This is a genomic window from Amycolatopsis kentuckyensis, assembly GCF_002155975.1.
Lineage (GTDB): Bacteria > Actinomycetota > Actinomycetes > Mycobacteriales > Pseudonocardiaceae > Amycolatopsis > Amycolatopsis kentuckyensis.
The window spans coordinates 1-13,148 of the sequence record NZ_MUMI01000434.1 but is presented as its reverse complement, the minus strand read 5'-3'; the positions used below and the strand labels follow the sequence as shown (position 1 = coordinate 13,148).

Genomic DNA, 13,148 nt, shown 5'->3' with positions numbered 1-13,148 from the left:
CCGGGCGGATCGGTTGCAGCGCGGCGAAATCGTGGTCGACGGCGGTGTCGAGGCACTGCTGTCGACCTTGCACCCGATGGTGCGGTGGCAGTCTCCGGCGCTGGAGATCGACTACCCGGTGGACCAGGAGCTGCACCTCGGCGGCCGAGGTCTCCTGCTCGTCCCGTCCCTGTTCTGCTGGCAGTCGCCGGTCACGCTGCTGGACGCCGCTCGGCAGCCGGTGCTCGTCTACCCGATCGACCGGCGGCCCGGCTGGTTCGACGGGGGTGCACCGGTCCAGGGAGTGACCGCGTTGCTCGGCCGGACTCGCGCCGCGGTGCTGGACGCCATCTGCGCCAAGCCGCTGCTTTCCACCACCGAAGTGGCGGCCGAGCTCGGAATTTCCCTGGCCGGAGCCAGCCAGCACGCCACCGTGCTGCGGGATTCCGGGTTGATCGTCACGGACCGGGCCGGCGGGGCGGCGCGGCACCGGCCGACGACGTTCGGTTCCGCGTTGCTGACGGTGAGCGCGTAGCGATCGGGTCAGTGCGTTCGCGAGCCCGTGCCGCCTGCCCGGGCCGCGAGGATCTTGTCCAGGACGACGAGCGCGCGTTCCTCGTCGACCAGGTGCCCGCTGGCCCGCAGGTCCGTGAGCGCCCGCGAAGCGTGGTCGTTGGCCGTGACCGGGTCTCCGGCCGCGACCAGCGCTTCCGCGAGGAGTATCCGCGCGTGCCCGGCGAGCAGGCCGAAGCCGCTTCGCTCGGCTTTCCGCAGGGCGAGTGACGCGTAGTCGGTGGCCGCCTGCGGATCGGACGCGGCGAGGCCGAGCGTCGCGACGATCTCCCCGCGGCGGTAGCCGATCCGGTGCGACAGGTTCAGCGCTTCGAGGTAATAGCCGTGTCCGGATGCCGCCCCGGCCGCCTTGGCCTGCACGTCGCCGAGTGTGCACAACGCGTCTGCTTCGAACCGGAGGTTGTCGGCGTCTCGCGCGGCGCGAAGGGCTTCGTGGGCGCAGGAACGCGCGGGCGTGACGCCGCCGACGGCGAGGTGGACCGCGGCCAGCCGGACCAGGACGTCCGCTTCGTCGTCCCGCGAGCCGAGCTCACGGAGGTTCTCCCGGGCCTCGATGAGGACTTCGAGTGCCAGGTTGAGCGCACCGGTCAAGCGGTAGCCGCAGCCGAGATTGCACAGGGCGATGGCGGCCGCGTGCGGGGAACCGAGCTGTCGGCAGATGCCGAGTGCGCGCTCGTTGCGGCGAATGCCTTCGGCGAGGTGGCCGCGTTCGATGAGCACCGCACCCAGATTGATCAGGCCGTTGGCGATGCGGAGCGGGTCGCCGCGCTCCTCGGTCGCGGCGAGCGCGGCCGTGAAGTGATCGGTGGCCCGGTCGAGCTGTCCCAGGTCGAGGTGGACGACCCCCAGTGCGTGCAGCACCGAGTCTTCGCCGTCGCGAGCGCCGCTGGCCCGGTAGGACTCCTGGGCCGCTTCGAGTTCCGCGAGCGCCCGGCCGTAGTTGCCCCGGCTCCAGGCCAGGGCCCCGAGACTGTGCTGCATGGCGCCGATCGCGTGCCGGTTGCCCGCCTGCTCCGCCGCCGCGAGCCCGGTGGTCGCCGCGGCTTCCCAATTCGCGTCCAGCCGGTGCGAGTGGAAGAACCCGCGCAGGACGTCCGCCAGCCGCCAGGCGTAGGCGAGCGGACCGTGTCCGGCTGTCCACCGGATCGCCGCCAGCACGTTCGCCTGCTCGGCTAGCAGCCAGTTCCGGGCCTCGGGCAGTTCGAACGGCTGCTCGTGGGATGTTTCGACGGGCAGCCGGAGGAAGTCGGGGTGGAGGGCGGCCGCCGCGCGGTCCGCGGTCCGGAGGTAGTGGTCGAGCAGCCGCCCGAGCGCCTCGTCCCGGGCGGCTCCGGGGAGCCGTTCGGCGGCGCGTTCCACCGCGTAGTCCCGAAGCAGGTCGTGCAGGCCGAACTGCCCGGCGGGCCGGGACTGGACGAGGTGGCCGGCGACGAGTTCCCCGAGCGCCCGCCGGGTCGCCCCGGTGTCCCGGTTCGCGAGGGTCGCCGCGGCGGCGAGGCCGATGCCGGGCCCCGGCACGAGTCCGAGCAGGCAGAACAACCGGGAGGCCTCGGCCGAGACAGCGTCGTAGGACAGGTCGAAGGCAGCGCGGAGGCCGAGCCGCTCGTCTCCCGGCACGCTCAACCGGGTGACGAGCCCGGCGCCGGCCAGCTCCGCGCGGTAGCCGGCCAGCGATTGGCCGGGCCACAGCACCAGGTTCGCGGCGACGATGCGCAGGGCCAGTGGCAGGCCGGCGCACAGCTCGGCGAGTTCCCGGGCAGCGGTCACGTCCGCCGCGATCCGGTCCGCCCCGACGACCGCGGTGAGCAAGGCGAGGGAATCGGCCGTCGAGAGCTCGTCCACGGTGAGCGAAGCGGCGCCGAGCGTGGTCTCCACGCCGGCGAGCCGGTGCCTGCTGGTGATCAGGACCGCGCAGCCGGGGTCACCCGGCAGCAACCACCGGACTTGATCGGCGGAGGCGGCGTTGTCGAGGACGACGAGGAGCCGCCTGCCGGACAGCGCCGAGCGGTACAGCGCGGCCGCGTCGGCGAGGTCGGCGGGCACGCGGGCGGGCGGGACGCCGAGCGCGTGCAGGAACCGGGTGAGGACCTCGAGCTCGGCAAGGGCGGGAGTGGCCGAAGGGCCTTGGAGGTCGACGAACAGCTGCCCGTCGGGAAACGCCGGCGTGGCGCGGTGAGCCCAGTGCAGCGCCAGTGTCGTCTTGCCCGCACCGGCCGGCCCGACGACCATGGCGACCGGCGGGGCGCCGCCCGGCTCGTGCCGGATCAGCAGTTCGTCGAGCGCCGACAGCTGGCCGGCCCGGCCGACGACGGTGGGGGTGTCCGGGGGGAGCTGCCGTGGCCGGATCCAGGTTTGCCGCTGCGGCTCGAGGGCCAGGTCGAGGGCGGGATCGCCGGCGAGGATGGTGCGGTGCGTCCGGCGCAGTGCGGGACCGGGCTCGATGCCGAGCTGCTCGACCAGCACCGTGCGGGCTCGCAGGTACGTGCTGAGCGCCAGGTCGGTCCGTCCGCCGCGGTGATGGGCCAGCATGAGCAGTTCCCACGGCCGTTCCCGGAACGGCGCCGCACCGGTCAGCGTGCGCAGTTCCGCGGCCGCGATGTCGTTGCACCCCAGGTCGAGCCAAGCCTGGGCGCGGTTCTCGGCGACGCGCAGGCGCAGCTCGTCGAGCTGTTCGAGATCCGGGCGCAGTGACTGCGGCGGTTCCAGTCCATTGAGGACAGATCCTCGCCACAGCTCGAGCGCGGCGGTCAGGTGCTCGACCGCGAGGGCGGGCAACCCCGTGCCGAGCTGGCTGCCGCCCAGCTCGGCGAGCCGGGCGAAGCGCTCGGAGTCGAGCTCGTCGTCGCCGACCGAGAGCTGGTAGCCACCCTGGTCCGTGCGCAGCCGGTCCGTCCCGGCGGGATCCGCGGTGCCGAGCACGCGCCGCAGTTCGGCCACATAGGACTGGAGGTTGGCCACGGCGGACTTGGGCGGCCGGGCGCCCCACAGCTGGTCGACCAGCGAGTCGGTCGGCACGGTCGTGTTGGCCCGGAACAGGAGCACCGCGAGCAGCAGCCGGGCCTTGCGGCGCTTGATGATCAGCGTGCCGCCGGTGTCGTCGAGGACTTCGAGGCAGCCGAGCACGCGAAACCGCAGCGGGGTGTCCCCGGGTGAGGTCAGAGTGATACCGATCGTGCACCATCCCCCCGGCGTGTGCGTCGACCTGCGTGTTTCGGCCTTCTTGCCCGGAAGATGCCGATACGGCTCGATGCTAGCAGAGCGCCGGTGGCCGAACGACGTTTTCGGCGGGCTGCCGCTCTCGCCGTCCTCGCCCGGTGCCGCCGGATTCAGCGACGCTTGAAACGTCGTGCGAAGCCGGTCGGCCTTCTATACGGTTTCGGCAACTGGGGATGTTCGTGATCGTGGTTCGCTGTTGATGGGGGTCAGCATGGCTGGGCGAAGTGTGCTCGAAGAAGCTTCCGAGCGTTCTTACCTCGATGATTTCCTGCGTGTCCGGGACGAAGTCGTTCCGTTGCACGGGTGGACGCACCTGCCGGACGAAGTCTGGTGTTACGTGCGGCCGCCGGGAAGGGTGACGCAGCCGCAAGGGTGGAAGATCCATTTGTCCGCGACGCCGCGATCGGCGGTGGCGGTGCTGGAAGCGGCGGCACGCGTGCTGCTGGAACGACAGGTCACCTTCAAGTTCGCCAAAGGGCTGCCGCAGCTGCGCATGCTGCTTTCCGTCCGGTGCGACCGCGGCACCGGCGGGAAGTTCATCACCGTCTACCCGACCGGCGCCGAGGAGTTCGCCGAACTGCTCGAAGTGCTGCACCGGGTGACAGAAGGCCTGGAGGGGCCGGCGATCCTGTCGGACCGCCGCTACCGGCCGGACAGTCTCGTGCACTACCGCTACGGCGGGTTCTCGGGCGAGCAGCAGGTGCTCGACGCGGACGGCTCGTTCGTGCCGATGCTGGTCTCCCCGGGCGGAGACTGGGTCCAGGACAAGCGGCAGGCGTGGTATTCGCCGCCGTCGTGGGCGCCGGCGCCGATCGTCGAAGCGGTCTCCGAGCGCAAGGAATCCGAGCGCGGTAAATCCCAGGTGAAACTCGACGACAGATTTGTCGTCTACGAGGCCATCCGGCATTCCAACCGCGGCGGTGTGTATCGCGCGATAGACGAGCGGACCGGCCGGAAAGTGGTCGTGAAGGAAGCCCGGCCGTTCATCGCCGCGGAAATCGACGGCACCGACGCGCGGGATTTCCTGCGCAACGAATACGAGGTGCTGCGGCTGCTCGAGCCGCTGGGCGTGGCGGTCCGGCCGGTCGCGCTGTTCGACTACCAAGGGCACGTCTTCCTCGCGGAGGAACACGTGGACGGCGTCACGTTGCGATCGTGGGTCGAGCAGGAGATGCGGCCGTCGGCCGAGCGGGTGATGGCACTGGATCGGGTGCTGCCACTGGCGAAGCAGCTGGTCGACCTGGTCTCGGCCGTGCACGACAAGGGATTCGTCTTCCGCGACTTCACGCCCAACAACGTGATGGTCACCCCGGAGGAGGACCTGGTCGTCATCGACACCGAGTTCGTCGCGGTGCCCGGGCAGGTGGTGACCAGGGTGATGACGATGTCCTACAACGCACCGGAGGAGCTGAGCGGGCCTGCCCGCTACCCGGCCCCGGAGCAGGTCGCGGACCTCTACAGCCTCGGCGCCTCGCTGTTCTACCTGGCCACTGGCGCGCATGCCGTGCTGCCCAAGGACGAGCCCGGTGCGGGCGGAGCCGCGCGACCGCACAACGACCGCATCGAATTCCTGGTGCGCTCGATGTCGACGCACAGCCCGGCGTTGGCCGCACTGGCACCGATCGTGCTCGGGCTCACCAGGGAACTGCCGGCCGAGAGGACGCCGCTGCACCGGGTCCGCGAGCTGCTCGACACCGTCGCGGCGCCCGCGGAACGTCCGGTGCCGGGCCGGCTCGGTGCCGGCGAGCAGCACCGCCTGCTGACCGACGGCGTCGCGCACCTGGTGGGGGCGATGACACCCGACGCGCGGCAGCTGTGGCCGGTCAACCCGCTGGAAGGGCGGCTCTTCGACCCCAACAGCCTGCAGGCCGGTGCCGCCGGGCCGATCGAACTGCTGCGCCGCCGGGTCGTCGCGACGGGCGACGAGAACCTGCGTGCGGCGCTTCAGACGGCGGCCCGCTGGCTGGACCGCCGTCTGAACAACGACCCGCGGGTGCTTCCCGGGCTGTACTTCGGCCGGGCCGGGACGTTCTGGGCGTTGTACGAGGCGGCGCGGGAACTCGGCGACGAGGAGATGATGGCCAGGGCGGTCCGGCGCGCCAAGACCATGCCGGTGAAGTGGACCAACCCGGACATCACCCACGGGGTCGCCGGCGGCGGCCTGGCCCAGCTGCACCTGTGGCGCCGGACCGGGGACGAGGAGCTGCGGCGGCGCGTGCTGCTCTGCGTGGACTCGGTCCTGGCCGCGAAAGCCCCGGACGAGGTCGTCTGGCCCATCATGGACGGTCCGCAGGCCCAGGCGGCCGGACTGACGCACTACGGGTTCGCCCACGGGGTCGCCGGGGTGTGCGCGTTCCTGCTGATCGTCGGCCGCGAGCTGGACCGCCCCGAGCTGACCCGGCTCGCGGCCGACGGCGGCGACTACCTGATTTCGCTCGCCCGGCGACACGGCGAGGGCGCCAGCTGGCCGACGGCTCAGGCGGAGGCCGACGGCGCGGCGCGGTTCGACGGCGTTTGCTGGTGGTGCAGTGGCGCGCCCGGCATCGGCACCTTCCTGATCCGGCTGTGGCGCGCGACCGGCGACCAGCGGTACCTCGACACCGCGCACCAGGCGGCGATCGCGACGCGGGCGGAGAAGTGGCTGCTGGCACCCAGCCACTGCCACGGCCTCGCCGGCAACGGCGAGTTCCTCCTGGACATGGCGGCTGCCACCGGCGACGACCGGTACCGCGAGTGGGCCGAGGAGTACGCGCTCGCCCTCTACCGGCTCAGCAGCGAGCGCGATGGCAAGCTCGTGCTGCTCGACGACAGCCTGACGTCCGTCAGCTACAGCTACAACGTGGGGATGAGCGGCCCGCTGGGGCTGCTGCACCGGCTGCGCCACGGCGGTCAGCGCTGGTGGATGGTCGACGACTTCGAGTTGCCGTCGGGAGCCGGGCGATGACCTCGACGGCAACTCGGCCACCCCTGTGGCCGACGCTGATCTCGCTGCGCTCCAGGCTCGCCTTCCGGTATTCGGCGACCGGCCGGACCGCCGCCGGTCTGTTCACCGACGGGCGCGGCAAGCTGCTCTGCGAATTCTGGTGGCTGGGCACGGACCTGCCGGGGGACTGCTGCCGGCTGCCGGGGTTCGAGGTGGCGGCGAGCAACGCCGACCTGACCGGCATTCCGTCGGAGGCCGTGCCGTTCGACGACGGCTCGGTGCTGTTCGCCGGGGAGCCGGGCCTGACGTTGGTCGAGCCCGGTGGGCGGCAGCGCGACGGTGGGCGGCTGCCGTTCCGGCCCGAGGTGATCGCGGCGGCTCCGGACGGCAGCAGGCGGGTGCTCTTCCTCGGCCGGGAAGGATCGCCGGACGGCGAGTGCACGGCCTGGGTCTGGGCGGGACCGGACGAGCCGGCGCGGCGGCTGGGTGAGCTGCCCGCGTTGCTCCTGCGCGGTGGCGGCTGGCTGGACGCGGCCGGCACCGAGTTCGTGGTCAACCGCAGGCACGGCGCCGGTGTCCGGCCGGCGGTCCTCGACCTCTCCGCCGTCGGTGAACTCACCGACCTGCCGATCTTGCCCCGAAGCGCCGGCGACATCGCGTGGCTGACCGCGCCGTCGAGCCGGGAAGTCCTGCTCAGCAGCGAATTCGACGGCGAGCACCGGCTGCGGTTGTGGCGGCCCGGCCGGAGCGTGACCGAGTTCCCCGCCACGCGGGGACTGGCCGGAGTGGTGACACCGATGGCCATGCGCCCCCGCGGTGGCGCGGTCGCCTTGCACGTTCGGGACGGCCTGCGGGAACAGGTCGTGCAACTCGACACGGACACGGGAGCGGTTCGGCGGCTGGCCGGCCCCGGCGAACGGGCGTCCGGCGTCATGGCCTGGTCGGAGCCGGGCGACGGTGAACGGCTGTGGAGCCTGACGGCGGGCGCCGGCTACCCCGGGCGGATCATCGGCCACGGACCGCGGGACTGGATCGAGATCCACGACGGCACTCCGGCGGGACAGTACGACGGCTGGGCACCGAGCGGGCTGGAACGCTTCCCCGGCGCCGAATCGGAGATCGAGGCCGTCGTCTGCGGGCACGAGGACTGGCGCACCGCACGCGCCGTCGTGGTCGCGCTGCACGGCGGGCCCGCCGCGCGCTGGTCCTTGAAGTTCTCGCAGCTGTTCCAGCTCTTCGCGGACCAGGGCGTGACCGTGATCGCGCCGAACCCGCGGGGCAGCACCGGGTACGGGGACGAATTCCACCACCTGATCACCGGTGCCTGGGCCGGCCCGGACCTGGCCGATGTGCTGGCCTTGGGCCGCTACGTGCGGCAGCAGCGCGACGACGAGAGCCTGATCCTCTTCGGCGCCAGCTACGGGGCCTACCTGGCCCTGCTGGCCGCGTCGATCGAACCGCGCGCGTGGTCGCGGGTGCTGGCGATCGCACCGATGTTGTCCGCTGCCCGGTTGTACCCGGAAGCCTCGGCCGAGGTCCGGGCGATGATCGACCGGCTCGACGGCCGGCGGCCGGTGGTCGATGCGCTGGGTTCGCGGGACGTGCTCGACCGCATCGCCGAGCTCGAAGCCCCGTTGCTGGTCGTGCACGGAGATGCGGATCCGCGGATACCGGTGACCCAGTCGCGCGCGCTCGTGGACCGGCTCACCGGTCTGGGCCGCCGGGCCGGTGCCGGCTTCGGGTACGTCGAGGTGGCGGGCGCCGGTCATGCGCCGCTCGACGGTTCCGCGGAACTGCACCACGCCGCGGCGCGCTTCGTCGGGCACGGCGAGCTGCCCGCCGCCCGCTCTTGACTTCCGGCGGTTCGTGCGCCGGTCCATCCGGAACTGGGGGGAGGAGGTGAAAGAACTTGTCGATCAACGTGGAGTCCCTGCAGGAGCTGGAACCCAGCGAGGAGATCGGTCTGGGGGGATGCCCGATCCTGGGTACCTGCTGTGGCCCCGGTCTGCCGCCGCTGTACACCACCATCTTCACCTGTTTTGGCTGCACCTTCACCTTCTGACGGTGATCGGTGCCGACTTGCAGAGAAGTGACGATGCGGACGCGAAGGAGGTGAACGTGGATGTCCCTCGCCGTTGAGCTTCTCCAGGAGTTCGAGCCGACCGAGCAGCTCGGGCTGCAGGCGGACGACTGCTGCTGGCACTCGCTGACCGGCACCTGCCCGATCTTCAACACGAGCGGGTTGACGACCTGTCACAGCTGCACCAACACGAGCTGAGCGGGTTCGGTTCCCCGCCGCTCCGATCGTCGAGAGGAGGTCAATCGTGGCAGTTCCCATCGATGCCCTGCAGGAACTTCCGGCTCAGGAGCTGGTGACTCCGGAAGGGTGCTGTGGCTTCGCCAGCTACATCACCTGCCCCTGGAACACCTTCGACTACGCCGAAGTGACGCCGGGCTGACAGCCGGGCAACCGGTGAAGTGAGGACCGGCTGTGCCGACCGTACCCCCGGGGCACAGCCGGTCCTCGGTCCGGAACCGGAACCGATACCGGAACCGACGGAGAGGAACGGCACGATGACATCGCCGGTCAACCGGCTGCTGGCCCGGATCCTGCGCGCGAACCTGCTTTCCGGCGCGGCGTACCTGGCCGTGTCCGTAGTGGACTCGGTGACGGCGATCCTCGTTCCGGCGACCCTGGCGGCCGTCGTCGACGCGGCACTGGGCCGCGCCGCCTCGTCGGCTCCCCTGGTGCTGATGGCCGTCCTGCTCGTCCTGGCCACCGGTGCGGAAGCGGCGCGCGAGCTGATCGGCGTGCGGACTTCGACCAAGGCGGGCGCGCGGCTGCGGCACCTCCTCGTCGGGCACGTGCTGCGGCTCGACGGCAGCAGCCGGAACCGGTTTCCCGCCGGCGACCTGCTGACGAGGCTGGTGGAGGGAACCGCGGAGACGGCTCGGCTGGTGCCGGTCGTGGTGGGCACGGTGGTTTCGGCCCTGACCTCGGTCGCCGGCGTCGTCGCCCTGTTCGTGATCGACCACCGGGTCGGGCTCGTGTTCGTGCTCGGGGCCCCGGTGGTGTGGTTGCTCGCCAGGGGTTTCTTCCGCCGCACCGCCGAGCTGACCACGGAGTACCAGCAGCACCAGGGCAAGCTGGCCACCCGGATGGTCGACGCGCTGAGCGGCGTCCGCTCGATCCGGGCCACCGGCACGGTCGAACAGGAAATCGGCCGGGTGCTGGCCCCGCTGCCCGCACTGCGCGCCCACGGCGTGCGGTTCTGGCTCGCCCAACGGGACATGGGCTGGCGGCTGGCGCTGGTCGGGCCGGCCCTGCAGATCGGCGCACTGGCCACGGCGGGGTACGGGGTGTCGACCGGCACCGTCACCCCCGGCGGGCTCATCGCCATCACCGGCTACCTCGGTTTCGCCATGGGGATCTTCCGGCAGGCTTCGGTGCTCGCCCAGTTCGGCCGGGTCCGGGGTTCCGCGGACCGGCTGGCCGAAGTGCTGTCCGCACCGGCGTCGAAGTCGGGGCAGGCCCGGTTCCCCGACGGTGGCGGTGTGGTGACCATCGAGGGGGTGCGCGTGCTGGACGGGGATCGGGTCGTCCTGGACGGCGTCGACCTGAAGATCCCCGCGGGCTCTTCGGCCGCCGTCGTCGGCCGGTCGGGAGTGGGGAAATCGGCGCTGGCCGCGGTCGTGGGCGGCCTGCGGACCCCGGACTCCGGCCGGGTGCTGGTCGACGGCGTCGACCTCGCCGACGCGGACCCGGACGAGCTTCGCGAGGTGGTGGCCTGCGCGTTCGAGCGGCCGGTCCTGCTCGGCCGGACCGTGCGGGACGCCGTCGCCTACGGCGATCGGGGCGTGGCTGCCGCCGCCGTTTCGGACGCCCTGCGGGACAGCAGTTCCGCCTCGTTCGTGGCCAGGCTGCCGGACCGGGAGCTGACCCGGACCGCCGACCTCCGGCTGTCCGGGGGCGAGTCGCAGCGGCTCGGGCTCGCGCGGGCGTTCTGCCGCGAACCCCGGGTGCTGGTCCTCGACGACGCACTGTCCAGTGTGGACACGGTGACCGAGGCCCGGATTTCCCTGGCGCTGGAGCGGAGGCACTGGACCCGGCTGGTCGTGGCGCACCGGATGTCGACCGCGGCTCGCGCCGACCGGGTGATCTGGCTCGACGACGGTCGCGTGGCGGCGGTGGGGACGCACCAGGACCTGCTCGCTCGCCGGGGCTACCGCGAGCTGTTCGGTCATCAGGACGAGGACGTGGACGTGGAGGTACCGGCATGACGAGCGCGCGCGGCTGGGCCTCGATCCGGCCGGTGTTCGCCGCCGAACGCCGTTCGCTGTTCGTGCTGGCGTGCTGGTCGGTGCTGGAAGTGGTGCCCGTGCTCGCGTCCGGCCGGCTCGTCGCGCTGGCGACGGACACCGGGTTCCTGGCGGGCCGGTTCGGGCTCGGCCTGCTCTGGCTCGCCGGCTACGGCGGTGCCCTGGTGCTCGGCGCGGTGGGCACCCGGCAGGTGATGCGTCCGCTGGCCGAGGTGGTCGAAGCGGTGCGCGACCGGCTGGTGCACGCGGTGGTGGCCGGGAGCCTGCGCGACGCGGTGACCGGTGGGGCCACGGCCGGGACGAGCGTGGTGACCACGATGACCCGGCAGACGGAGACCGTGCGGCAGATGGTCGCGGCCCTGCTGATGATCGTGCGCACGGTGGCGTTTTCGGTGCTCGCGGTGCTGGCCGGGCTGCTGACGCTGGTGCCGGTGCTGGCCTGGATCACGGCGGGTGCGCTCGTGCTGGCGATGGTGCTGCTCGGCGTGCTTTCGCCGAGGCTGAAGCGGCGGTACCTGGCCTCCATGCTCGTCGAGGAGCGGTTGGCCGGAGAATCGGGTGCCGTGCTGTCGGGCTTGCGCGATGTCGCCGCGTGCGGCGCGCGGACGGTCGCGGGGAGGCAGGTCGGCGACGTGGTCGACGCGCAGGCGGCCGCGTCGATGGCGACCGCGCGCACCGGGGCGTGGCGGATCGGGATCATCGCGATCGGTGCGCGGCTGCCGTTGGTGGCCGCGCTGGCGCTGGCGCCGGGCCTCGTCTCGTCCGGGGCGGCGACACCGGGGGAAATCCTCGGTGCCGCGACTTACCTCGTCGTGGGCCTGGAGCCCGCCCTGCGGTCGATCGTCGGCACGCTCGGCAACGTCGGCCTGCAGCTGGGTGTGCTGCTCGACAGGCTCGCGGTCATCGGCGCGAGCCGGGCGCAACCCGGACGGGCCGGGGCGGCGGCCCCGGGCTTCGACCTGGAGCTCGATGCCGTCACGTTCGCGTACGGGCCGGATTCGGAGCCGATCGTGGCCGGACTCGACCTGCGGATCGAGCACGGCGATCATCTGGTGATCGTGGGCCCGAGCGGGATCGGGAAGTCCACGGTGGCGGCGTTGATCGCCGGCCTCGAGCGGCCGCAGTCGGGGACGATCCGGCTCGGCGGCGTGCCGCTCGCCGCGCTGTCGGCCCGGTCGCTGCGGGAGAAAGTCGTCCTGGTCCCGCAGGAATCGTACGTGTTTTCCGGGACCCTGCGGGAGAACCTGTGTTACCTCGCCCCGAAGACGGACGACCTCGAACTGGACCGGGTGGCCGCCGAACTCGGGCTCACACCCCTCGTCGGCAGGCTCGGCGGGTACGACGCGGAGATCGAGGAGACCGGCTCGCTGTCCGAAGGCGAGCGCCAGCTGATCACCCTGGCCAGGGTCTTCCTTTCCGGTGCGGAGGTGGTGCTGCTCGACGAGGCGACCTGCCACCTCGACCCGCAGGCCGAGGCCAGGGCCGAACGGGCGTTCGCCGCGCGGGGAGGCACCCTGGTCGTGATCGCGCACCGGATCAGCTCGGCGACCCGCGCCCGCCGCATCCTGCTCCTCGACGGGACCGACGCCACGGTCGGCGACCACGAGACGATGGTTCGGGTTTCCCCGTTGTACGCCGATCTCACCGGGCGATGGGCGGCGAGTGGTCGGACACCGGCGAGCACGGCGAAGTCCCCGGTTCCCTGAGCGGCCGAAGACCAGGGCCGGTGCTAGCGCTGGCCGGGCAAAGCTGCGGCCCGGCGGTCGCCGCGCCTAAGCTGGGCAGGGTCGTTGTGAGCAGAGGAGTGCGGATGCAAGGCGTTGATCCCTCGGTGCCGCCCAGTGGCACGGGTTGTGCGGACTGCGACGCCGCCGATCCGCAGGGCTGGTGGTTCCACCTCCGGCGGTGCGCCGCCTGCGGGCACATCGGCTGCTGCGATTCCTCGCCCGGCCAGCACGCCAGTGGCCACGCCGCCGCCAGTGGGCACCCGCTGGCGCGCAGCTTCGAGCCCGGCGAAGAGTGGTTCTGGGACTACGGCGAAGAAGTCCTCTACGAATCCGGCCCCGCGCTCGCCGCTCCCGAACACCGGCCTCTCGGCCAGGCCGCGCCCGGGCCGGCCGGGCGGGTGCCCGAAGAC

The 13,148-nt window shown here is 72.2% G+C and carries 10 protein-coding genes; 9 read left to right on the top strand and 1 reads right to left on the bottom strand.

Features of this window, described 5'->3' with window-relative positions; all coding sequences use genetic code 11:
* Nucleotides 1-514, top strand: a 514-nt coding sequence (locus CCN39_RS52645; protein ID WP_143264270.1) for a winged helix-turn-helix domain-containing protein, incomplete at its 5' end; no start/stop codon positions are given.
* A gap of 8 nt (nucleotides 515-522) precedes the next feature.
* On the opposite strand, the gene CCN39_RS35410 is transcribed toward CCN39_RS52645, so the two are convergent.
* A complete protein-coding gene (locus CCN39_RS35410; protein WP_086849501.1) occupies nucleotides 523-3,675 on the bottom strand; it encodes an AfsR/SARP family transcriptional regulator in 3,153 nt (1,050 codons plus the stop codon).
* A gap of 292 nt (nucleotides 3,676-3,967) precedes the next feature.
* On the opposite strand from CCN39_RS35410, the gene lanL reads away from it, so the two are divergent.
* The 8 genes from lanL to CCN39_RS35385 all read left to right on the top strand — a co-directional run.
* Nucleotides 3,968-6,712 (top strand): class IV lanthionine synthetase LanL, encoded by a 2,745-nt coding sequence (gene lanL, locus CCN39_RS35405; protein WP_086849500.1) that lies wholly within the window; start codon nucleotides 3,968-3,970, stop codon nucleotides 6,710-6,712.
* Nucleotides 6,709-8,544 carry an alpha/beta hydrolase family protein gene (locus tag CCN39_RS35400; RefSeq protein ID WP_086849499.1) on the top strand — a complete coding sequence of 612 codons (1,836 nt, stop codon included), beginning with the start codon at nucleotides 6,709-6,711 and terminating at the stop codon, nucleotides 8,542-8,544. Before lanL ends, CCN39_RS35400 begins: the two co-directional genes overlap by 4 nt.
* Before the next feature lie 56 nt (nucleotides 8,545-8,600).
* Nucleotides 8,601-8,753 carry a hypothetical protein gene (locus tag CCN39_RS50355; protein WP_158104575.1) on the top strand — a complete coding sequence of 51 codons (153 nt, stop codon included), beginning with the start codon at nucleotides 8,601-8,603 and terminating at the stop codon, nucleotides 8,751-8,753.
* Between the two features lie 60 nt (nucleotides 8,754-8,813).
* Nucleotides 8,814-8,969: a hypothetical protein gene (locus CCN39_RS50350; RefSeq protein ID WP_158104574.1), complete on the top strand. Its 156-nt coding sequence runs from the start codon at nucleotides 8,814-8,816 to the stop codon at nucleotides 8,967-8,969.
* Between the two features lie 46 nt (nucleotides 8,970-9,015).
* On the top strand, nucleotides 9,016-9,150 hold the full coding sequence (locus CCN39_RS52640; protein ID WP_279629602.1) for a hypothetical protein: 135 nt from the start codon (nucleotides 9,016-9,018) through the stop codon (nucleotides 9,148-9,150).
* A 115-nt stretch (nucleotides 9,151-9,265) separates the two neighbouring features.
* On the top strand, nucleotides 9,266-10,972 hold the full coding sequence (locus CCN39_RS35395; RefSeq protein WP_086849497.1) for an ABC transporter ATP-binding protein: 1,707 nt from the start codon (nucleotides 9,266-9,268) through the stop codon (nucleotides 10,970-10,972).
* Nucleotides 10,969-12,717: an ATP-binding cassette domain-containing protein gene (locus CCN39_RS35390; RefSeq protein WP_086849495.1), complete on the top strand. Its 1,749-nt coding sequence runs from the start codon at nucleotides 10,969-10,971 to the stop codon at nucleotides 12,715-12,717. Before CCN39_RS35395 ends, CCN39_RS35390 begins: the two co-directional genes overlap by 4 nt.
* Before the next feature lie 104 nt (nucleotides 12,718-12,821).
* On the top strand, nucleotides 12,822-13,148 hold a 327-nt coding region (locus CCN39_RS35385; RefSeq protein ID WP_086849505.1), incomplete at its 3' end, for a UBP-type zinc finger domain-containing protein.

Bases quoted from the DNA above. Each gene is read 5' to 3' on its own strand.
- lanL (WP_086849500.1), top strand. From the start codon at position 3,968: ATGGGGGTCAGCATGGCTGGGCGAAGTGTGCTCGAAGAAGCTTCCGAG.
- CCN39_RS35400 (WP_086849499.1), top strand. From the start codon at position 6,709: ATGACCTCGACGGCAACTCGGCCACCCCTGTGGCCGACGCTGATCTCG.
- CCN39_RS50350 (WP_158104574.1), top strand. From the start codon at position 8,814: ATGTCCCTCGCCGTTGAGCTTCTCCAGGAGTTCGAGCCGACCGAGCAG.
- CCN39_RS35395 (WP_086849497.1), top strand. From the start codon at position 9,266: ATGACATCGCCGGTCAACCGGCTGCTGGCCCGGATCCTGCGCGCGAAC.
- CCN39_RS35390 (WP_086849495.1), top strand. From the start codon at position 10,969: ATGACGAGCGCGCGCGGCTGGGCCTCGATCCGGCCGGTGTTCGCCGCC.